Source organism: Protofrankia sp. CiP1_Cm_nod3, from assembly GCF_982290655.1.
Map to the genome: position 1 here is coordinate 1238 of NZ_CEVIVD010000079.1, position 21697 is coordinate 22934.

General features: G+C 69.6%; 18 protein-coding genes. 7 read left to right on the plus strand and 11 right to left on the minus strand.

The genetic code is table 11. The features are described from left to right. Both AC5LUJ_RS15480 and AC5LUJ_RS15485 read left to right on the plus strand, forming a co-directional pair. Nucleotides 1-1367: ATP-binding protein (locus tag AC5LUJ_RS15480; protein WP_493465163.1), on the plus strand; the 1367-nt coding region annotated here is incomplete at its 5' end. 25 nt (nt 1368-1392) lie between these two features. Then, nucleotides 1393-1731 carry a toll/interleukin-1 receptor domain-containing protein gene (locus tag AC5LUJ_RS15485; RefSeq protein ID WP_445548493.1) on the plus strand — a complete coding sequence of 113 codons (339 nt, stop codon included), beginning with the start codon at nt 1393-1395 and terminating at the stop codon, nt 1729-1731. An 89-nt stretch (nt 1732-1820) separates the two neighbouring features. On the opposite strand, the gene AC5LUJ_RS15490 is transcribed toward AC5LUJ_RS15485, so the two are convergent. Next, entirely contained in the window at nt 1821-2231 is a 411-nt protein-coding gene (locus AC5LUJ_RS15490) for a VOC family protein (protein ID WP_250286875.1), read from the minus strand. 171 nt (nt 2232-2402) lie between these two features. On the opposite strand from AC5LUJ_RS15490, the gene AC5LUJ_RS15495 reads away from it, so the two are divergent. Further along, a complete protein-coding gene (locus AC5LUJ_RS15495) occupies nt 2403-2666 on the plus strand; it encodes a DUF2277 domain-containing protein (protein ID WP_047224521.1) in 264 nt (87 codons plus the stop codon). Nucleotides 2667-2931: 265 nt separating this feature from the next. On the opposite strand, the gene AC5LUJ_RS15500 is transcribed toward AC5LUJ_RS15495, so the two are convergent. The 3 genes from AC5LUJ_RS15500 to AC5LUJ_RS15510 all read right to left on the minus strand — a co-directional run bounded on the left by AC5LUJ_RS15500 (nt 2932) and on the right by AC5LUJ_RS15510 (nt 6117). Further along, nucleotides 2932-3918 carry a hypothetical protein gene (locus AC5LUJ_RS15500; protein ID WP_250292139.1) on the minus strand — a complete coding sequence of 329 codons (987 nt, stop codon included), beginning with the start codon at nt 3916-3918 and terminating at the stop codon, nt 2932-2934. Beyond that, nucleotides 3915-5282 (minus strand): DUF6114 domain-containing protein, encoded by a 1368-nt coding sequence (locus AC5LUJ_RS15505; protein WP_493465164.1) that lies wholly within the window; start codon nt 5280-5282, stop codon nt 3915-3917. The genes AC5LUJ_RS15500 and AC5LUJ_RS15505 overlap by 4 nt, the downstream gene beginning before the upstream one ends. Nucleotides 5283-5517: 235 nt before the next feature. Continuing rightward, nucleotides 5518-6117 (minus strand): hypothetical protein, encoded by a 600-nt coding sequence (locus AC5LUJ_RS15510; protein WP_250282457.1) that lies wholly within the window; start codon nt 6115-6117, stop codon nt 5518-5520. Nucleotides 6118-6463: 346 nt separating this feature from the next. On the opposite strand from AC5LUJ_RS15510, the gene AC5LUJ_RS15515 reads away from it, so the two are divergent. Further along, complete coding sequence (locus AC5LUJ_RS15515; RefSeq protein ID WP_250282455.1) at nt 6464-7126, plus strand: Uma2 family endonuclease; 663 nt, start codon at nt 6464-6466, stop codon at nt 7124-7126. A gap of 398 nt (nt 7127-7524) precedes the next feature. After that, nucleotides 7525-11094 (plus strand): DNA polymerase III subunit alpha, encoded by a 3570-nt coding sequence (gene dnaE / locus AC5LUJ_RS15520; RefSeq protein WP_250282454.1) that lies wholly within the window; start codon nt 7525-7527, stop codon nt 11092-11094. 167 nt (nt 11095-11261) lie between these two features. Here the strand turns inward: dnaE and AC5LUJ_RS15525 are convergent, their stop codons facing one another. After that, complete coding sequence (locus AC5LUJ_RS15525) at nt 11262-11570, minus strand: TFIIB-type zinc ribbon-containing protein (RefSeq protein WP_493465165.1); 309 nt, start codon at nt 11568-11570, stop codon at nt 11262-11264. Nucleotides 11571-11962: 392 nt separating this feature from the next. Here AC5LUJ_RS15525 and AC5LUJ_RS15530 point away from each other — a divergent pair, with 392 nt between their 5' ends. Further along, nucleotides 11963-12751, plus strand: a complete 789-nt coding sequence (locus AC5LUJ_RS15530) for an enoyl-CoA hydratase-related protein (RefSeq protein ID WP_493465166.1) — start codon at nt 11963-11965, stop codon at nt 12749-12751. Here the strand turns inward: AC5LUJ_RS15530 and AC5LUJ_RS15535 are convergent. The 5 genes from AC5LUJ_RS15535 to AC5LUJ_RS15555 all read right to left on the minus strand — a co-directional run bounded on the left by AC5LUJ_RS15535 (nt 12700) and on the right by AC5LUJ_RS15555 (nt 18694). Continuing rightward, complete coding sequence (locus AC5LUJ_RS15535) at nt 12700-13821, minus strand: CaiB/BaiF CoA transferase family protein (RefSeq protein WP_250292130.1); 1122 nt, start codon at nt 13819-13821, stop codon at nt 12700-12702. The genes AC5LUJ_RS15530 and AC5LUJ_RS15535 overlap by 52 nt on opposite strands. 92 nt (nt 13822-13913) lie before the next feature. Beyond that, on the minus strand, nt 13914-14678 hold the full coding sequence (locus tag AC5LUJ_RS15540; protein WP_250282448.1) for an SDR family NAD(P)-dependent oxidoreductase: 765 nt from the start codon (nt 14676-14678) through the stop codon (nt 13914-13916). 70 nt (nt 14679-14748) lie between these two features. Then, a complete protein-coding gene (locus tag AC5LUJ_RS15545) occupies nt 14749-15792 on the minus strand; it encodes an ABC transporter permease (RefSeq protein WP_250282446.1) in 1044 nt (347 codons plus the stop codon). Further along, the gene (locus tag AC5LUJ_RS15550) at nt 15789-17426 is read right to left on the minus strand and encodes a sugar ABC transporter ATP-binding protein (protein ID WP_250282444.1); all 1638 of its coding nucleotides are present in this window, start codon (nt 17424-17426) and stop codon (nt 15789-15791) included. Before AC5LUJ_RS15550 ends, AC5LUJ_RS15545 begins: the two co-directional genes overlap by 4 nt. Nucleotides 17427-17521: 95 nt before the next feature. Further along, nucleotides 17522-18694, minus strand: a complete 1173-nt coding sequence (locus AC5LUJ_RS15555; protein WP_250282441.1) for a sugar ABC transporter substrate-binding protein — start codon at nt 18692-18694, stop codon at nt 17522-17524. 804 nt (nt 18695-19498) lie between these two features. Here AC5LUJ_RS15555 and AC5LUJ_RS15560 point away from each other — a divergent pair. Then, a complete protein-coding gene (locus AC5LUJ_RS15560) occupies nt 19499-21433 on the plus strand; it encodes a helix-turn-helix domain-containing protein (RefSeq protein ID WP_493465167.1) in 1935 nt (644 codons plus the stop codon). Here the strand turns inward: AC5LUJ_RS15560 and AC5LUJ_RS15565 are convergent. Further along, nucleotides 21346-21697, minus strand: a 352-nt coding sequence (locus AC5LUJ_RS15565; RefSeq protein ID WP_250282438.1) for a CoA transferase, incomplete at its 5' end; no start/stop codon positions are given. The two genes, AC5LUJ_RS15560 and AC5LUJ_RS15565, sit on opposite strands and share 88 nt — an antisense overlap.

Below are 21697 nucleotides of genomic sequence, written 5' to 3' on the forward strand. Positions count from 1 at the left end.
CCCACCTCGCGGCGGTCCGTGACGGCCGGGGCCGGCTGGTCAGCGTCCGGGGCCGGCGACAGGCCGGCAAGTCCAGGCTGATCAGCGAGTTCGTGCGCCGTAGCGGTCTGCCGCAACTGTTCGTGACCGGATCTCGGCAGGCCACTCTCCAGCGAGACCTCGACGGGTTCGTCGAGGACGCCCGGCTCGACTGCACGCTGCCCGGCGCCGACGGGCTCACCGCCGGCGGCTTCAGCACCTGGGAACAGGCGCTACGCGCCACCCACGCCGCGCTCCCGGTGGACACGCCGGCCGTCGTCGTAATCGACGAGTTCCCCTGGCTGCTGGAGCGCGATACCGGCATCGACGGCACCCTGCAGAAGCTCTGGGACCGGCTGTTCGAGAACCGGCCCGTCCTTTTCATCATCATCGGCAGTGACCTCGCCGTGATGGAGATGCTGACCGGGCACGACCGGCCGCTCTTCGGGCGGGCTCGGGAGATGGTCGTCGAGCCGTTCTCCGTCGGTGACACGGCGCGCATGCTCGGTCTCAGCAGCGAACGTGCGGCGGAGGCGTTCGACGCGCAGCTCATCACCGGTGGATACCCCCGGCTGCTGCTGGAATGGCGGCGAGCCGGTGGCCTGCCGGCGTTCCTCGACGACCAGCTTTCGGACGATAACTCCGAGCTCATCGTCACCGGTCAGCGGGTTCTCGACGCGGAGTTCCCGCGCGATCTGCAGGCGAGTGACGTGCTGCGCGCCATCGGTGCTGGAGACCGGGCCTTCTCCGCGATCGCGGCGCGCGCCGGTGTGGCATCGACACCGCTCACCCGGGCCCTGGCACTGCTGGCCGGCAAAAGAGTGATCGCGGTCGACCGTCCGGTGGCAGTGAAGGTCGGTACGGCGTCCCGCTACCGGGTCGCCGACCCCTACCTGCGGTTCTGGCTACGCTTCCTGGAAGGCGCCGTCGCCGACATTCAGCGTGGCCGGCCCGACCTCGCCAGAGCCAGGGTGACGGGCGGCTGGGCCGCCTATCGCGGACGGGCGGTGGAACCGCTGGTACGCCAGGCGCTCACCAGGCTCGCGATCGACGATCCCGCGCTCGGCGGCGCTGAGAGCGTAGGCGGCTGGTGGCCGCGTAACCACACACCCGAGGTGGATCTGGTAGGAGTCCGGCCCGGTAAAGGCGCGAACGTGGTCACCTTCGTCGGCTCCGTCAAATGGCGTGACAAGGAGCCCTTCACCCAGGCCGACCTGGACCACCTGTTGCGTGACCGGGCCGCGGTGCCAGGCGGTGACATCGCGTCACCAGTCGCTGTCACGCGGACGACGACGCAGGTACCGGGTCTGCCCAGCTACGACCCGGCCCGGCTCCTGACCGCCTGGTAGGCGTCCGGAAGCTGGGAGTACGCGTCTGTATCGATCACGAGGCACTCCCCGCCTCGGTGTCCCGCTCATACTCGAGATGGAACGGGCGGTGATACAGAGCAGATACACGTTGGCCGTGCCCACCCCCAGATATCTGGAGAGCAACTTCACCGAGCTCGAGAACGTCCTGGCGGAGCACCTCGGTCTGGAAACCGCCGCGACCAGGCTGCTCACCGTCATACGAGAGCCCTGCCGGCCGCGTCTCGGCATACGGGCCCGTCTGTCGCTGGATCTCACCGACGACGCCGAGCTCGAGGCCGGCTGCGCCCGGCTGGCCCGCGAGGTTCTGACAATCCGGGACGGGCGGCAAGCGGCCGACCAGTAGCTGCTCGGTCGACGCTCTCGAACGCCGGCTGAAATGTCTTTCCGAATCCTCGGATTCAGCGCGGCGTGGTGTGTCCGGGATTCTCCGTGCTATGAAGGGTGTTCCTGCCGGGGTGCGCCGGTGTAGGTTCCGAAGGCCCACAGGTTGCCCTCCGGGTCTCGTACCACGAACTCACGAGAGCCGTAGGGCGTCTCGTTGATCTTGATGATGATGTCGGCGCCCGCGGCCAGTACCCGCTCGTACAGCCGATCGGGGTCGCTGGTCACCACATAGCCGCCCGCCGTGCCGGGCTCGCGCGTCCAGTGGCCCTCGGGCTTGTACGCGCCGAGCATGATGCCGCCGGATCCCTCGGGCCAGAGCAGTTCGGCGTGTTCGACGGTCTCGCCTTCGCCGTGGCGTGCGACCAGGTCGAAACCGAAGATCTCGACCAGGTAGTCGATGAGCACGGCGGGGTTGTGGGCCTGCAGGGTGAGCCACACGGTGGGATTCGTATTGGGCATGACCTCATTCTGCCGCCGGCCGTATCCTCCGTCCGAATGGTTTCGGAACTCTTCGGTGAGCGGGTGGACAGCGAACTGGATTCCGGCCTGGCCGCGACGCTGACGTACGTGACCTGCCCGCACGCGCGGGCCGCCCAGTACATACGGATCTGTGGGGAGACGGTGAGGATCATGTGTCGTAACATCACCGAACTGCGGGGCCTTCAGCCGCCGGCGACCGACGAGGAGATCGAGGCGGCCGCCCGCCAGTTCGTCCGGAAGGTCAGTGGTCTGCGCCAGCCTCCGGCCACGGCCGGGGACGCGTTCGAGACGGCGGTCGCCGAGGTGGGCGCCGCGGTCCACCGGCTGCTCGACACGCTGCCGGCCCGCCGCCAGCCGCCGGCCACACTCCCGCCGCTACGACGCCCGGAGATCCGCGCCCGCCTGAACACGTGAGCATCCCGGGTACCAGCCGGCCGGCCCGCACAGGCCGGCCCGGCCGCTGCCCAGACGTCCGTCGATGCTGTCGATGCCGGCCATCAGGCGCCGCGGGCGGCGTCCGCGGCCAGCCGCGGGGAACATGATCTGTGCTGTTTTGTCGTTGTGTACGGTTTTCGGCCCCAGTGGCGTACACAATGACAAACTCGCGGCGATCTTCTCTGCCTCCGTCGGGCGCGGGGCACTCGGAGAGCGTCACGAGGTCCGGATCACGAGGTCCGGATCACGAGGGTCCGGAGAGGACGCAGAGAAGGTCCAGGGGAGGACAGCGTCGGGACGGCGTCGGCTGACCGGATGCCGGTGTCGTCGGTGCGGGGGCAGTCCCCGGCGGTGGCGCGGCCGGGCCTGGAGTTCCCGCACCGCCCGCGCCGGAGGCGGTCGCTGGCGCTGTCGCTGGCGTTGTCGCGGGGACGGTGGCTGCGGAGGTGGCACCGGCCGTTCGTGTGCCCGCGGCGTCGTCCTGTGCCCCGGTGCGCTGCGCCCCACCGCCCTGGGGCAGGCTGTCCTGGAACATGGCGTCCTGGGAGGCGGAGCCGTCGCAGTACGCCGGCGGCGCGTCCAGACCGGGGGAGTAGCCGCCGGGGCGCAGCAGCACCGAGGCGCCGGTCAGGCGCAGCCTGGGCATGGTGATCCGGCCGGACTCGCTGTATATCCGGCCCAGCGTCAGCAGGACGTCGCCGCGCCCGACCAGGCCGACCGCCGCCGAGACGACGGTGTCCCGATAGCCGGTGGCGGGATCGACATCGAGCGCACGGTTCAGTGACGGGTCCAGCAGCGGCCCCGTGCCGCGGCCCGAGCCGTGGACGCCGGCATCCCGTACACAGGTGAAGGGCGCGGTGATGTCGCTTGCCTCCGAGGCCTCGCTCCCCGCCGCGGCCTCCGCCGGCGTGCCGGTCGTGGTTATCGTGTTCGCGGTCACCTCCAGCGTCCACGTTCCGAGCCTGCCGAGGCGGATCTCCTTCTCCAGACGGAAGTCAGCGGCGCTGACCAGGTCGCCGATGCGCAGCAGCGCGGCCGGGGCCCCGTCCGCCGGGCTGGTCGTGCCGCCGAGCGCCAGTTGTCGCAGTTCGATGTCCCGGCCCGTCCAGTGGAACGTGTTGGCGCCCCCGGCACGCGCCGAGGCCGTGCCGGCCATGCCGATGATCAGGACGGCCGAGCCCACGACCAGCAGGGACAACGACGCGCCGAGGTGGCGTGGGAAACGGGTCACCGGGCGTCCGGGTCCGGTGCCGGGCCCGTGGCATGCCGGTCGGGCTCGGCCGCGGAATCCAGGACGGCGGAATCCAGGGCGGCGGAATCCGGGGCGGCGGAATCCGGGGCGGTGCGGGGCAGGACCCCCGCGGCTGGCAGCGGAGAAGGCGGAACAGCGGAATCGGGAGGCGGGGAATCCGCGGCCGTGGGCTGGGCATCCGAAACCGAGGAACTCGTGACCGCGGCCGCGGGCCGGGTGTCGGCAGGCGGGGAGCCCGCGGCCGGGGCGGGCCCTGCCAGGGAGGACGCCGTCGGGGCGGTGACTACGCGCAGCGAGACCGTCCGTGTGCGTGGGATCAGGTCGTGGGGTACGCGGCCGGTCCACAGCAGAAGCAGCCAGCCGGCGGTGACGACGGCGGCGCACAGCGCGGCCGGGCCCAGACCGACGTGCCGGGGGAGCGGCAGCACGAGTTCGACGGTGCCGACGACCTCCACCGTGCGCAGTGCCTCGCGGAGCACCGCCCGGGCGGCCGGCACCGCCGCGGTACCCGTCGCCACGGCGCTGCCTGACATGGTGCTGCCTGACACGGCGGTGCCCGACACGGTGCTGCCTGTCGCCGGGCCGGCACCCGGTGCCGCCGCGGCTACCGCGGCTACCGGGCCCGGCGCCGTGAACACCCGGATGCCGAGCAGCAGCCGGCCCGGGGTCAGGGCGGCGGCGACGCCCGGCCCGACAACCAGCAGCCAGGCCGCCAGATGCAGCGCGTACCAGACGGCGATGTGCTCCTTGACCGGCCCGTTCAGGACGGTCGCGTAGAGGCCGACGACGATGACGCCGGCCAGCGCCAGGTCGATGGCCGCCGCCGCGGCCCGCACGCCGGCGCGGGCGGCGCGCACGGCGAGGAACGCGCCGTGCGGTGGCGGGGTCCACGCGGCGGCGAGCGACCCACCGATGATCGCCAGCAGCGAGCCGGCCCCCAGCCCGCCGGCGGCGATCGGGAAGGCGATCAGGCCGCCGATGACCGACAGCAGGCCCAGCGCCGCGCACGCGCCCGGATACCAGAGCATCAGCAGGCCGAACGCGACGATGAGCAGACCGACAGCCAGCCCGTACACGGCAACGTCGGCGGCGAAGAAGGCCGGGCCGAACGAGAAGCTGAAGTAGCAGATGGCGGCCCCGCCGGCCATGGTCGGCACGGCTGCCCGCCACGGCGTCCCGGCTGCCGACAGCCGGTCGTCGGACAGCGGCCGGGCCGTCGCCACCACGGGCCGGGCGCGCTCGCGGTGGCGACGGGGCGGCTTCGCCGGGCGGGCCGGCCGCGCCGGGTGGGCCGGCTTCGCCAGGTGGGCCGGGCGGTGCGGACGCGGTGGCGTGGCGGACACGTTCGTTGCCGCCCCTGCTGGCCATGGCCGGGCCATCAGGCCACCGGGCCCGCGTCACCGGACCGTTTCGTGGCCGGCGCCGGGCCTCCTGCCGGCGACGGCCACGAAACCGCGGAGCGGGAGAACCAGGCAGCAAAAGCGGTAAGAACGGTGTAAGCCGCAAAAGCGGTGAAAAGGTGGGATCGTGCCGTCCGGTCGTTCGTGTGAGGGCCGTCCGGCCGCTTGCGCGAAGCATTCATGCCAGGCAACGGAATTTCTGCGGGTCGTAGCCGCCGCGCTCGATGCCGACCTGGATGCTGCCCAGCGAGAGGCCGGTCGACCGCAGGCTCGTCGCCTCGACCCCGGCGCCGACCAGCACGACCCGGCCGGCGTCCAGCCGGATGGAGGCGAGCGGAGCGCCGCCGGCGGCGTCGATGGCGACCCCGTGGAAATCGATCGATTCCACGCAGATCCGGGACGCGCCGAGCGTGAGGCCGGTCACCTTCGTCCGTCCGGGAGCGTTGATCCGTAGTTTCCAGGTACCCAGCCCGCCGGGCAGTTCGAATGCCTTCTCCAGGACCAGCCCGTCGATCAGCGCCTGTTTCATGTAGATCTCGCCCGCCGGCAGCTGGCCGCCGTCCGGGGCCGAGTTCCCGTCGATGCTGGGTACCAGCGTGAAGCTGCCCGGCTGAGCCGGCTCGCCGGTGTCGATCGAGGCGCCGGCGACGCCGAAGGAACCGACGCTGCCGAGCGCGAACGGGAGGGCTGCGCCTCCCGACAGGACGACGACGACCATCGCCAGCAGCAGCGTGAACGCCACCCCGCCCACCGCCAACAGCCGGCTTCGGCTGATCATTGCGTACGGCTGATCATCGTGTACCTCGCCTGTGCGCGGAGGTGCGCTTCCGTTGAGGCCGGCCGACCGGCACCTCCGCCGCCCCCTGACGTTTACGGCTGAGAGTTCCACTGTTCTCGCACAAGTGTCAATGAATCGGATGATTCGGCCCGTGGGTTTGCCGTGGCCTGCCGGACCGACGTCTACCGGGTGGGCAGATGTCGGGTGGCATCCACTGGGTGGAGATCCGGCGGGTGGATGCGGAGATCTACCGGGTGGGCACTGTCGACGTATCGCCAGAGGAACGTCACACCATGGCGTATGCTTTGCAGCAAACGTGCCGTCCGGTCAACGAAGGAGTGGCACCATGACAGCTGTGGCGGTAAAGCATGACCCGGCTGCCCGCGAGCCGGCCCGCGAGCCGGCCGGCGGGCCGGTGGACATCGCCGGCCTGGCCGGCTGGCCGCTGCCGGTCAGCCGGATCGACTTCGACGAGGGCCTGGCCTTCCTGCGGGCTGTCGAGCCCGGCGGCTACACAGCCGACGCCCTCGAGCACGCGCCCCACGGCCAGCGGCGCTGGGAACTCCTCGACGGTGTCGTCGTCGTGAGCCCCGCCCCCAGCTACCGTCACCAGCGGGTCGTGCTCAACCTCGGGATGATCCTCCGTGCGGGTGAGGTCGGCCCGGCGCGCACTCTGATCGCGCCGTTCGACGTGCCCGTGTCGGTGACCAGGAAGTTCCAGCCGGACGTCCTCGTCCTGCCCGACCAGGAGGCGGTCCTGCCCGTCCTCGTGGTCGAGGTCCTCTCCCGTTACGGCCGCACGTACGACACCCGGCGCAAGCGGACCGCCTACCAGGAGGCCGGTATCCGTTCCTATTGGATCATCGATCCGCAGGTCCCGTCGATGACCGTCCACCGGCTTGGCCGCCATGGCATCTACGAGGTCGTCGACACCGTCCGCGGCGGCGACCGCCGCGAGCTCACCGAGCCCTTCCCCGTCACCGTGCGCCCCGCCGATCTGTTGCTCTGAGCGGCCGCGCCGGCCCGAGCGGCGCACCCACGATCACGGGGCCGGGCTCCGGGCCCGGCCGGCCGGGCGGCCGTACGGTCCTTCCGCTGTCGACGGCCCGGCCGTCCGGAGCGCACGCGGATACTTGTAGCCGCCCGTGATCGGCCGAGAACGGTGTGGCTGGCTTCCAGTGCCGATTCTTCGATCTTCCGGCGTCCGGTGGGCGGGGCATGGCAATGCGTAGAACAAGGCGTGGCAATGCGTAGGACCAGCATCCTGATTTGCGATTGTTGATCGAATTGTGATAATGGGAGCGGCTGTCCGACACGCCTACTCGACGCGCGATGTGGGGAGGCCCCGGGTGGGAGCGCCCAGGCGTTAAGGTCTTCGTCGAGGCCGTACGGTGCGAAAGGGGACCAATGTCCAAGGGTGATTCCTTCGTCCACCTGCACGTGCACACCGAGTACTCGATGTTGGACGGTGCGGCGAAGGTCGGCCTGCTGTTCGCCGAAGCGGCCCGGCTGGGCATGCCCGCGGTGGGGATGACCGACCACGGCAACATGTTCGGTTCCTACGAGTTCCACCAGGCCGCGAAAAAGGCCGGCATCACACCGGTCATCGGTATAGAAGCCTATGTCGCACCGGAGGCCCGGCACCACAAGAAACCCGTCTTCTGGGGTGACGGCGGGCAGCGCGACGCCGATCCGGACGGTGAGGGCGGCGATGTCTCCGGCGGTGGTGCCTACACCCACATGACAATGCTGGCGGCCAACTCGACGGGGCTGCGCAATCTTTTCCAGCTGAGCAGTATCGCCTCGCTCGACGGCTACTACCGCAAGCCCCGGATGGACCAGGAGCTGATCGCCGAGCACGCCGAGGGAATCATCGCCACGACCGGCTGCCCGTCCGGCGTGGTACAGACCCGGCTGCGGCTGAACCAGTTCGACAAGGCGCTGCAGGCCGCGGCCACCTACCGGGACATCTTCGGCCCGGAGAACTATTTCCTGGAACTGATGGACCACGGGCTCGCGATCGAACGGAAGGTCCGCGACGGCCTGCTCGACGTCGCCCGCCGGCTCGATCTGCGGCCGTTGGCCACGAACGACAGCCACTACGTCACCAAGGACCAGGCCGACTCGCACAGCGCGTTGTTGTGCGTCGGCACCGGGAAACGGCTCGACGACCCGAAACGTTTCAGGTTCGACGGCGACGGCTACTACCTGAAAAGCCCCGAGGAGATGCGCGACCTGTGGGACGACCAGGTTCCCGGCGCGTGCGACAGTTCGCTTCTGATCGCCGAACGGGTCGAGCCGTACGACGACGTCTTCGCCTATGTCGACCGGATGCCGCGGTTCCCCGTCCCGGCGGGGGAGGACCAGCTCTCGTGGCTGCGCAAGGAGGTGGCCCGCGGCGTCGAGCACCGCTTCGGCGCGAATCCGCCGCAGGAGGTTCTCGACCGGGTCGAGTACGAGATCGGCGTCATCGCCAACATGGGTTTCCCGGCCTACTTCCTCGTCGTCGCCGACATCTGCCGGTACGCCCGGGAGAAGGGTATCCGGGTCGGCCCGGGGCGTGGTTCGGCGACCGGGTCGATGGTCTCCTACGTCCTCGGCGTCACCGAGCTCGACCCGATCGAGCACCGGCTGATCTTCGAGCGGTTCCTCAACCCCGACCGCATCTCCCCGCCGGACATCGACCTCGACTTCGACGAACGCCGCCGCGGTGACATGATCCGTTATGTCACCGAGCGGTACGGCGAGGACCGGGTGTGCCAGATCCTCACCTTCGGCACGATCAAGGCGAAAGCCGCGGTCAAGGACTCGTGCCGGGTGCTGGGCTACCCGTACGCCCTCGGCGACAAAATCACCAAGGCGATGCCCCCGGACGTGTTCGGCAAGGGCATTCCGCTGTCCGGCATCCTCGACCCCGCGCACGAGCGGTACAGCGAGGCCGCCGAGGTGCGCGGCCTCTACGAGACCGACCAGGACGTCCGCAAGATTATTGACACCGCGCGTGGGCTGGAGGGCCTCACCCGCGGGACGGGGGTGCACGCGGCCGGGGTGATCCTCTGCTCCGAGCCGCTGCTGGACGTCCTGCCGATCCACCGGCGGGACGCCGACGGCGCCATCATCACGGGTTTCCCGTTCCCGCAGTGCGAGGACATGGGCCTGCTGAAGATGGACTTCCTCGGCCTGCGCAACCTCACCGTCATCGACGACGCGATCCTCAACGTGCGCAAGAACCGTGGCGTCGACATCGACCTGCAGAAGCTCCCGCTGGCGGACACCCCGACCTTCCAGCTGATGGCCCGCGGGGACACCCTCGGCGTCTTCCAGCTCGACGGCGGCCCCATGCGCAGCCTGCTGCGGCTGATGGCCCCGACGAAGTTCGAGGACATCGCCGCCGTTCTCGCGCTGTACCGGCCGGGGCCGATGGCGGCCAACTCCCACATCGAGTACGCCGACCGCAAGAACGGCCGCAAGCCCGTCACCCCGATCCACACCGAGCTTAAGGACCGACTGGAGGACATTCTCGGCGAGACCTACCACCTGGTGGTCTACCAGGAGCAGGTCATGACCATCGCGCGGGAACTCGCCGGCTACACCCTGGGCGAGGCCGACCTGCTGCGCCGCGCCATGGGCAAGAAGAAGAAGGAGGTGCTGGACGCCAACCACGCGGAGTTCATGGCCGGCATGGCGAAGAAGGGCTACTCCACCGAGGCCGCCCAGGCGCTGTGGGACGTGCTGGTCCCCTTCTCCGGATACGGGTTCAACAAGTCCCACACGGCCGGTTACGGCGTCGTCTCGTTCTGGACCGCCTATCTGAAGGCGAACTTCCCGGCCGAGTACATGGCGGCACTGCTGACCTCCGTCGGGGACGACAAGGACAAGATGGCGGTGTATCTCGCCGAATGCCGCAAGATGGGCATCCGGGTGCTGCCGCCCGACGTGAACGAGTCGACGCTCTACTTCACCCCGGTCGGCGACGACATCCGTTTCGGCCTCGGCGCGATCCGTAACGTGGGGGCGAACGTCGTCGCCTCGATCGCCGCCACCCGGGAACGGAAGGGCGACTACGCGTCGTTCCCGGACTTCCTGGAGAAGGTCGAGATCGCGGTCTGCAACAAGCGTGTCGTCGACTCCCTGATCAAAGCGGGCGCGTTCGACTCCCTCGGGCACAACCGCCGTGCCCTGTCACAGGTCCACGAAACCGCGGTCGACGCCGTCATCGGCACGAAACGCAACGAGGCGTTCGGCCAGTTCGACCTTTTCGGTGGCGGTGGCGGTGGCGGTGACGAGCCGGACGAGTCGATGAAAATCGGCCTCGGGCTGGATCTCAGCGCCGCCGAGTGGCCGCGCCCGGAACTTCTCGCGCAGGAACGCGAAATGCTCGGCCTGTACGTCTCCAGCCATCCGCTGGAAGGCACCCAGCGGATTCTGGACCGCAACCGGGACACCCGGATCATCGACCTTCTCGACAGCGGCCGCGGTGAGGGCGAGGTGCAGATCGCCGGCGTGATCGCGAAAATCGACCGGCGGGTCAACAAGAACAACGGCAACCTCTGGGCCATCGTCACCGTCGAGGACCTGGACGCGTCGGTCGAGGTCCTGTTCTTCCCGAAGAGCTACGAGGTGTATTCCGAGCAGCTCGTACCCGACGCGGTGGTCTCCGTCCGCGGGCGCATCAACGAACGCGACGGCTCCATCAGCATCTTCGCCCACGACCTGACCACACTCGACGTGAGCGTGAATCCGGACGCCGGACCGCCGGTGCTGATTTCCCTGCCCACGCACAAGGTGACCCCGGGCCTCGTCGACGAGCTGCGCCTGATCCTGGCCACCCATCCGGGGAACACCCCGGTGCACATCCGGCTGGAAAGCCCCCGCCGCAGCAACCTCCTGCTGCGCCTGGGGCCGGAGGTCGACGCGTCCTCGGCGTTCTGGGGCGACCTGAAAAGCCTGCTCGGCACGAAGGCCGTCGCCTCCTGACCAGCCACCTGGCCTGGCCGTCCACTCCCTCGATGTCGTCCTCCGCGACCGGACGTCGCCACGTGAAAGGGCCCCGGTGCCGCGACCGGATATCCGGTGCGGTCCCGGGGCCCTGTCACGTGACGACACGGGATACGGCCGTCGAGAAACAGCCCTTGCGGATCCGGTCAGGAGGAGAAGAACAGCTTGGCGAAGCCGTGGTGGCCGTGACCGCTATGGCCGTGATGGCCGTGCCCGCCGTGGTGGCCCCCATGCGGCACGCCCCACGCGGGCTGGGCGTACTGCGCGGGCTGTGTGTACTGCGGCGGGGGCGGCGGGGGCTGGTTGAACTGCCCTTCAAGCCGGCTGATGGCTTCCAGCTCCCCGTAGTCAAGGAAGATTCCCCGGCAGTTGTCGCACTGCTCGATCTGCACGCCGCTGCGGCTGTAGGTCCGCATCACCCCGTGGCACTTGGGACACTGCAGTGTGTAGCTCACGACGAAACCCACCCATCTCGCACTCACTCGCCCGGTGCGGCCCATTAGATCATTCGATTCGCCAGTAGCGTACCGGGTGTCCCGGATGCGGCCAGGGGACGTCACACCGGCCTGTCGGTCGCGGCTCGGACCGTCGGCGCGGCTGGGTCGTACCCCCACACCGTGCACGGAACCGTCGCCACCGAGGCGGACCGCGCCGGGCGCACCGCCCACGAGATCGCTGACCAGTTCGGCCGCACCCGGATCGGTGATAGTGCGCCTCCCGAGCGCCGGCGTTCCTGTACGCGCGTACATATTCGTCCCGAACGGCCCTCCCCTGGCCGCGACAGAATCAGGGGATGCAGAGTGCGTTGACCGCTGAAATCGAGATCGATCATCACGGACCTGTTGCCGTGGTGCGGTTCAACAGACCCGGCACCCTGAATGCGTTCACCCGCACGATGGGGGATGCGTATGCCGTGGCGATGCGTCAACTGGACCGGGATCCGCGCGTGCGGGCGATTGTTGTGACCGGCAGCGGCCGGGGCTTCTGTTCTGGTGCCGACGTCGAGGTGCTCCGTGGCGGTCCAGCCGCCATACGCGCCTTCATCCCGGTGCAGGAGGACATGCCCAGCTTTGTGCATCGCCTGTCCACCCCGGTCATAGCCGCGGTGAACGGGCCGGTGGCGGGAATCGGTTTCGCGTACATGATGGGCAGCGACGTTCGGTTCGCCGCGCGTGAGGCGAAGATCGCCACGACTTTTGCCCGCCTCGGGCTGGTCGCGGAATATGGCCTGTCGTGGCTGTTACCGCGTGCGCTCGGTGTCGGCCGTGCGCTTGATCTGCTCCTGAGCGGAAGGGTGATCACCGGCGCCGAGGCCCTCGAGATGGGGCTTGTGCAGTTCGCCGTGCCGGTCGCTGACGTCTTCACCGCGGCTGTGGAGTACGCGACCGACCTCGCCCTGAACTGTGCGCCGACCTCACTGGCAGTGATCAAGGCGCAGGTGTACGCCGACCTTGAGGACAACGAGACGCGGGCGCTGGAGCGTACGGCCCGGCTGATGGACCGGTCGTTCGACGGTCCTGATCTGGCTGAAGCCCTGTCCGCAAGAAGCGAGAGCCGTCGGCCGCTGTTCGGCGCGGCAGCCGGTTACGTGATCGCCCCTGACGCGCGAAGTGCGGCCAGCCCGGTCTCGTCGTAACCCAGCTGCCGCAGGATCTCCGGCCCGTCGGCTGCGGCGTTGCCGCCCGCGGCGAGGGTCGTCGGCGTGCCGGAGAACCTGGGTGCAGGCAGCGCGACCAGCGTGTCCTCGAACTCGGTGTAGGCCTGTCTGGCGACGTTGTGTGGGTGTTCTGGCGCTTCGGTGAGGCTCAGGACGGGTGCCACGCAGGCGTCGAGGGGCGCGAACAGTTCGGCCCACTCGTCACGGGTCCTGCTCCTGAAGGTGCCGGTGAGCCATGACTCGACAGCATCCGACTGGCCGCGATCGTACGGTGACGGCACCTGCGTCGGGTCGGATCCGATGGCCTCGCAGAATGTCTGCCAGAACTGCGGCTCGAGCGCGCCCATGGCCACCCAACGGCCGTCGGCGCACTCGTAGCACCGGTAGTTCGGACTACCGCCGTCAAGCAGGTTCGATCCGCGCTCGTCGCGCCACGAGCCGGAGCCGAGCAGCGTGCGTGTCATCGTTCCGAGATATGCGGCGCCCTCGACCATCGCGGCGTCAATGACCTGGCCGGCCCCGGACGTCCGGGCGTGAAGTACCGCCGCCAACAGCCCCATACCGAGGAAGAGGGATCCGCCGGCGAAGTCCGCCAGGTAGTTCACCGGCGGTGTGGGCGGCCCCTGTCTGGTGCCGATTCCGTGCAGAAGGCCGGAGATGGCGAGGTAGGTGATGTCGTGGCCGGCGGTCCGCGCGAGTGGTCCGTCCTGGCCCCAACCGGTCAGGCGGCCGTAGACGAGCCGAGGATTGCGGGACAGCGCTTCGTCGGGGCCGATGCCGAGGCGCTCGGCGACGCCGGGACGAAATCCTTCGATCAGAACGTCTGATCGCTCGGCCAGGCGCAGGACGACGTCGCCCGCGCCGTGCGCGTGAAGGTCCAGTTCAAGGTGTCGTCGTCCGCGGCCGAGCGGGCCGGCGATGAACACCTCGTCAAGGCTGCTGCGCTTCGCCGCCGGTTTCTGAATACGGACCACCTCCGCACCGAGGTCGGCCAGCAACATGCCGAGAAACGGCACAGGCCCGATGGCCGGCAGTTCCAGCACTGTCACGCCGCTGAGCGGTCCGCTCGCGCGGGCCTCCGCCGCGGAGCCGGCGCGGGCCCGCGGGAGGGGCCCGTCGAGGCTGCCATGCAGGGGTGTCCTCACCGGGGTGCCAGCCGGATCGCCCCGTCGAGCCGGATCACCTCGCCGTTGAGCATGGGGTTGGCGACGATGTGCTCGACCAGCGCCGCGTACTCGGTCGGCTCGCCCAGCCGCGACGGATGGGGCGTCTGGGTGCCGAGAGAGTCCTGGGCCTGCTGCGGCAGACCCTCCAGCATCGGAGTCCTGAACAGGCCGGGAGCGATCGTCACGACCCGGATCTGTCGGTCGGCCAGATCTCGGGCGAGCGGGAGGGTCATCCCCACCACGCCGCCCTTGGACGCCGAGTAGGCCACCTGCCCGATCTGCCCGTCGAAGGCCGCCACCGACGCGGTATTGACGATCACACCGCGTTCGCCGTCGACCAGCTCCGCCCTGGCGATCCGCTCCGCGGCGAGCCGGATCACGTTGAACGTGCCCACCAGGTTGACATGGACGAGCTGGGCGAACTGGGCGAGAGGCATGACCTCGCCGCGGCGCGACAGGATCCGGCCGGGTGTGCCAACGCCGGCACAGTTGACCACGATGCGGATGTCGCCCAGTGCGGCGGCGGCGTCCAGCGCGGCCGTGACGGCGTCCTCGTCCGTGACGTCGGTCGGCGCGAAGACCGCCTCCGTCGGGAGGCCTTTGGCCACGTCGTCTCCGGGCGCCGTGGGCAGGTCCAGAACCGCGATCCGGGCACCGGCCTCTGCCAGCGCGGTCGCGGCCGCTCGGCCGAGTCCGGACGCCCCGCCCGTCACGATCGCGACACTGTCTTCGATCTTCACGTTTCTCCCATCCGACTGTTTCCAGGTTGGTCAGGCTGGTCAGGTTGGCCAGAACCGAACGGTGTAGAGGTCACGCGCCTCGCCGCCTGCGTCTGAATGCCGCTGACGCGCCGACCGCGAGGATCAGCGCGCCGCCGTCGGCAACACCGCTGACCCACGTTGCGGCACCGCCGAGGGTCAGGCCGCTGACGATCACGGCGACCAGGACCAGGCCGAGGATCGTTCCCACGACGTTGAACTGACCGGGCGTCCACGTGGACGCTCCCAGGTAGACGGCGGCAAGAGCTGGGAGAAGGACACCGATGCCGGTCGTGCCGGGGGTCGCGCTGCCCTGCTGCGCCAGCAGGAGCACCCCGCCGGCCGCGGCGAGCCCTCCGGACGTCATGTAGCTCGCCAGCACCAGTCGGTCCACTCGCACGCCGACCAGGCGGGCTGCCGGGCTCGACGACCCGACAGCCACGAGCCTGCGACCGAACGGCGTCTGCGCGACGACGTATCCGGTCACCAGCGCGATGAGCAGGGCGACGACGGTCAGCCACGGGATCTTCCAGACCGTGGCGGTCCCGAAGTCGACCAGCTTCTGCGAGAAGCCGGAGGAGATGCTGAGGTTGTGGCTGTACCAGCTCTGCGTCCCGTCGAGCACGGTCGCCGATCCGAGGGTGGCGATGAGCCCGTTGAGCCCGAACCGTGTGACGAGCAGCCCGTTGACGGCCCCGATCAGCAGACCTATGACCAGAACCATCAGTACGGCTTCGAGCAGGTTCCATCCGTTGCGCGCCATGAGGCCCGCGGTGAGCATCGACGCCAGGCTGGCGGTGGACCCGACCGAGAGATCGAAGTTGTTGCTCAGGAGCGGGACCATCAGCGCCAGCGCAATGATCAGATTCACTGACTGTGAACTGCCGATGATCTGCCAGTTGTGTACGGTGGCGAACGTGTCGGGGAACCGCACCGACCAGGCGACGATGATGGCAACGATCAGTACCAGGAGGCCGAACCGCTCGCCGAGGGAGAGCCACCGCGCCCCGCCCGGCCAGTTCGCACGGCGTGGCGGACGTCCTGAGCCGGGGGGTGCGGGACTGTTCGGACGCTGGTCGGTGGCGGTCGCTGTCATGATGTTCGAGGCTCCATGCTGGTCGGTGGGTGGGTGGCGGGTGTCCGTGGGCCGAGGGCGCGCGACGTCGGTGTGCGCGCTCCGGACGGTGCGCCCAGCCCGTGACCGAGTTCGGTACAGCGCCGCACGGTCAGGTCGGCGCCCGACGCCTCGCCCGTGATCCGCCCGCTGTGGACACCGACCACCCGGTCGCACGCGTCGACGAGTTCCTGAGGATCGGAGCTGACGAGCAGCACCGCGGTCCCGGCGGCCGCGACCTGGCGGACGAGCTGGTGGATCGCTGTACGGGCGCCGATGTCGACGCCCTGGGTCGGCTCGTCGAGCAGCAGCAGCCGCGGCGCCAGTTCCAGCCAGCGCGCCAGCACCACCTTCTGCTGGTTTCCGCCGGACATGGTGGCGAAGTACGCTTCGGGCCCGTCGACCTTGATCTTGTATCGCTCGATGACGCTCTGGGCGTCGCAACGTTCGGCCGCACGCCGCAGCCAGACCCGGTTCCAGTAGCGCCGCAGGCTCGGCGCGCTCAGGTTCGCGCGTACGGAAAGCTCGGCGAACGCGGCCTGTCCGGCGCGGTCCTCGGGGACGTAGGCGATGCCGCCCCTGATGGCGGCGGGGACGTCGTTGGCTGTCAGCTCGACGCCGTCGAGGGTCGCCCGGCCTCCCCGAGCCGGCCTGACCCCGAACAGCGACTGCAGCAACGTCGACCGGCCCGAGCCGAGCAGCCCGGCGATTCCGACGACCTCCCCGGCGCGCACCTGCAGGCAGATGTCGTCCAGTGATCCGACCGCGAGGTTCTCAAGCCGCAGCCGGACCTCGGCCTGGTCGGTACCGACGGTATTCCTGCTCGGCGCGACCGGAGCATGTCCCGTGATCAGTTGGACCAGGCTGCTCTCGTCGAGGTCCGCGGCGTCGCAGGTCCGGACATGCTGCCCGTCTCTCAGGAAGGTCGCGCTGTCCGACACCGCCAGCAGCTCGGACAGCCGATGCGACACGAAGACGACGGCGTGGCCGCGCCGCGCGTAACCACGCATGGCGTCGAGCACCGCCTGCGCCTCCTCGGCCGGAAGCGACGCGGTAGGCTCGTCGAGGACCAGCGTGCCCCGCCCGGCCTCGGCCTCGTACTGCAGCGCGCGGGCGACCGCGATCATCGTCCGCGTGGCGGGCGGAACCTGCGCCATGATCGTCTTTGGTGAGACGTCGATCTCGAACCGCTCCAGCACCTTCTGGACGCGCCGGTGCAGCGCCCGCCACGAGACCGGAGCCAGGCTCCTCGCGCCGAAGGCCGAGCTGACGGCGAAGTTCTCGGCCACCGTCATCGACGGGAACGTGCCCACCGCCTGATGGACGAAGTAGAGCCCGTTCGAACCGGCCCACCCCGGGTTCGTCCGGGTCGCGTCGTGGACGTGGCCGTCAATCTCGATCGTGCCGCTGTCAGCCTGGTGCACCCCGGCCAGGATCTTGATGAGCGTCGACTTGCCCGATCCGTTTCCGCCGCACAGCGCGTGTACCGAGGCGCGGGGGACCTCGAAGCTGACATCGCGTAGCGCGCGGGTGCCACCGAAGGTCTTGGAGACCGCGTTGACGCGGATCGCCGGAGCGGTGGTCCGCGGAGACTGCGCCTCGCCGACGGCGGTCATCTGTCCTCCTGTGTGGTCCGGCTGTGTGGTCCGGTATGGCGATGTCCGTGCCGTCCCACGGATCCCGGGCGGCACGGGCATCGCGGCGGTTGACGTCAGCCGGTCCAGTTCGCGGTGAACGCGGCCCGGTAGTCGACCGACGGCGTCCAGGACTGGCTGTCGGAGGCGGGCAGAGCGTGGTCGGCGTCGATGATCTGGAAGCTGGCCCCCTGGTCCGGGATGGTCGTCTCGCCGGCCAGAACCCGGTTCATCGCGTCCGCGCCCTCCCAGCCGAGCCAGTTCGCGGGAACGCCGACGGCGGCGGTGACCACCTTCCTGCGAATAAGGGCCACGGTCGACGGGTAGCCCTCGCCGGCCACCACGACGAGACCGGAGTGCTGGCTTGCGGTGATGACCTGGGAGATCTCGGCCATGGTGGTGTCGTCGGGAGCGTCCACGACGTTCGCCTCAGGATGCTTCTGCAACGCCGTGGCGACCTTCTGTGCCGTCGTCGCCGGGTTGCCGAGGTCCTGACCGGTGATAGCGACCGTGTCGACGATCCGGCATCCGCCGCACCTGGCCAGTTCTTCTCGATATCCGGCCTCCTCGTACTGGGTGACGACGAAGTCCGGGTGCGTGATCAGTAGGACCTTCGCCCTGCCTCCGGTGGCGGCGATCGCATAGTCGGCCTTCAACGTGCCCCACCTGGTACCGAACTGGGGAGGGGTGCCACTGGAATTGATGGTCGCCGAGTACAGCGACGCGCCGCCGCCTGCTTTGGGGTCGTCGCAGTCGTAGGCCCATACGGCCACCGTCGGAATACGGGCGTTCTTCGCCGCCTGGAGCCCGGCCCTGGCCGGTGGGCAGTCGATCGCGATGGTGATGATGCCGTCCGCGTGTGCCGCGACCGCCTGGTTGAGGGCGGCCGTATAGCCCGCGGGACTGGCCTTGCCGTCTGCCGTCGTGATTTTCCAGTCCAGCACCCTGGCTGCCTCCTGGATGGCCGCGGCGGGTTCGGAACAGCCGAACAGCGCCGAAGAACACGGAATCACCCAGATGTTCTTTCCCTTCTGGGCGCTGGGACCGCCCTTGGCAGGTGCGCTGTAGAGGCCTCTGTAGGCCGCGTCGACCGCTTCCCGCGCCGTGGCGGTGTAGCCGTCCCCGGAGGCCGACGTGGCGCCGCCGCCCGTGGCGTCGGGTAAGTCCGGTCCGGAGGAGGAACACCCGGCCGCGGCGACAAGCGCCACCGCGGTCACGGCGGCGAGCATGCCGGATGCCGAACGCCTCACTGCCCTCAGATGGATCATCGTTCTCCCTGTCGGTGGTGTGTCGGATCGGGATGGGAGGCAGAGCCGGAGGCCGCGGCCTGCCCCGGCCGGGGAGATCAGGGTCTGGGCCTCGGCGGGCGGGGGCGCTGATGACCAGGCCTGTCAGCAGCGTTGCGGCATGATCCACGGGGTCGGCCAGCCACAGGCCGCGCGTAGCGTCGTTGGCCAGGACGGCTGTTCGGGTGGGTGGGAGAGGTGACGTCCCCTCTCTCGTCGTTCGTGCCCGCCGGAGGGTTTCCGCCGTGGGGGCCTTCCGGCGAAGCAGATGGACGCGCCCGTCACGTCGGCACTCCCTGGAATTCGCGGAAGCTGGAACTGTGCTCCGGCTCACAACCTGGCTGAGCGAGGGCGAACGCTAGCGGCGGATCCCCGGGTGCGCAGCAACGCCGCGTCCGGCCTTTTGGACCCCGCTCCAAAACCCGCCCGGCGGGACCGTGGGCGACAGTTGAACACTGACCCGCTGCCCATGGGCGGAAATGGGCCCCGGTTGACGGTGGGGGTGCTGAGAGTGCAGGACTGGGTGGAGATCCGTCAGCTGGCCCGTCGGCCGCCGCGGGCGGGCAGCCGGCGTCACCGGCAGCGCCACCGCCGGTCGAGGGGGCCGGGCCCGGGCGCCGTTGACAGAGACCGTTGCTGGCTGTTTGCTGCCATGGAAGGCATCCGCATCCATGGTTCAGGCGACCTGCGGACGGGGGTCTCGGACAGGACATGAGCGGGGTTCGCCAGGCCGGATCGGAGCATCAACAGATACCGGACGTGACCGGTATGCGGCAACCGTCCGAGCGCGCCCCCGAGGTGGGTGGCGAGCACAGGGAACACAAGGAACTTGCCGCGTTCCGGAAACTGGCTGGCGCGCTGGCCGAAGAACGCGACCTTGACACGATCTTCCATCTTATTGTCGACACCCTCAGCGAGCTGACAGGCGCCGACCGGTGCAGTCTGCATCTGCGCGACCGGGAGACCGGTCTGTTGCACGGCAAGGCCGCGCACGCTGCCCGGGACATCGACATACCCGTAAAACAGCTGGTCAGCGGAATGCCCGGGGACAACTTCACCCGGGAAATCCTCGACACCGGCCGGCCCGTGATGCTCACGAACACGCTGGTGGATCCCCGGCCGGTGCACGCCGCGATGCGTCGCTGGCGGGCACGCTCGGTGCTGGGAATCCCCATGAGGCTCCGCGGCGAGGTAATCGGGATTCTGTGTCTCGACACCGAGGACACCACGATGGAGTTCTCACAGCCGGACCAGGAGCTGGCGTTGTCGTTCGCCGAGCTCGCGGCCACGGCGATCAACCAGGTGCAACTGACCTCCCAGCTCAGGGACAGCCTCCACGTACAGGCCAGGCAGCTGGAGATGCTGCAGCGCGCTCGTCGCATGGAGGGGCAGCTCGCGGATATCGCGCTGAGCGGCTGGGGGGTCCGTGAGCTGGGGGAGACGGTCGCGCAACTGCTGTCGAAGCCCTGCGCCATCTACGACGTGGACTTCCGCTGCCTGTCCTGCGCCGGCGCGACGGACGACCTGCGCGTGCGACTCCGGTCGTTGGGCGACATCCGGCATCATCCCTCGGTCGAGCCCGTCACGGAGTCACTCGAGTCCGGACGCCCGCAGTGCATCCCGCCGCTGCCGCAGGCCGGCATCAACCATCGGCTCCTGCTGACCTCGATCGAACTCAACGGACAGCGGCAGGGCTACGTCGTCGTCGTCGAGGCCGCCGGCCGGTTCGGTCAGCTCGATGACGTCATCGTGCGCAGGGCCGCGCACAACATCGCTCTTGAGCGTCTGCGGAGCAGGATCGACCAGGACATGGAATGGCATGCGGTCGAGGCCCTCGTGGGAAGCCTGATCCGTGGCGAGCGGGAGCTCGAGGAACGGGCTCGCTCGCTCGGCGTCGACCTCACCGCGCGGCGGGTGGTCTGCCTCGTGGCCGCGCGGGACAGCGGTTCGGCGAACCGCGTCATGTCACGGCAGGTGGCCCAGATCCTGACCGACCGGGAGTCACCGTCAAGCGCGCTGGCGGCCTGGTCCGGCAGCGACATCGCGGTGATCATCGAGGTGCCGAGGGAGTGCGACCGGCGGGAGGCGGTCGAATGGGTGAGGGCCCGGCTGCGTGTCGTGCTCGCCGAACTCAGTCCGGAAGGCCAGCTCTGTGCGGCGATCTCGACGGTGGTGGAGGCCCCCGGGGACGACCACCGAGCCCACCGGGAGGCCCAGCAGGTCCTGAAGTGCATCCGTGAACATCTCTCGGACGCCGAGCCGGGCGTGCTCGCCGCCGACGATCTCGGCGCGGCACGGCTCCTGCTGGCCTCGACCAGCCGCGACGAGGCCAGCCAGCTCGTTCTCGACACGTTCGGGCCCCTGCTGCGAGACCGCTCCGTCAAGTCCGTGGAACTGATGTCGACACTGGAGCCGTTCCTGCGGCTGGCCAGGAACGTGCGCGACTGCGCCGACGAACTGGGCGTCCATCCCAACACGGTGCGCTACCGGCTCACCAACATCGAACGCCTCACCGGTCTGCGCGTCACCACCGACGACAGCGACTATCTGACCGCGCAGATGGCGATGACGATCGTTCGCCTCGGCGGCTGCCCAGCGGTTGCCGCCGGCGTCGGCTACCCGCCCGAGGCGTCGCCGACGAGCCGCGGCACGTCGATGCCGAGCTCGGCGAGCACGTCGGCCGTGTCGTCGTCACGGGACTGAGGTTCGGCGATCGGTTCCAGCCGCGTACGGCTGAAGCGTGGCGCTGGCGAGGGGAGAACGGCATCGCCCACCCTGGTGAAGACCGCCCGGGCCGTGTTGTGTGGATGGGCGGGCGCCTCCGCCATCGTGAGAACGGGAGACAGGCACACGCCGGCCTGCTCGGCCAGGGCGCACCACCGCGCCTGGGTGCGCTGTCGGAACACCGTCGCGAGCCGCTCCCGCCACCATGGCCAGTTCGCCCGGTCCCATCTGTCGACCGGTTCG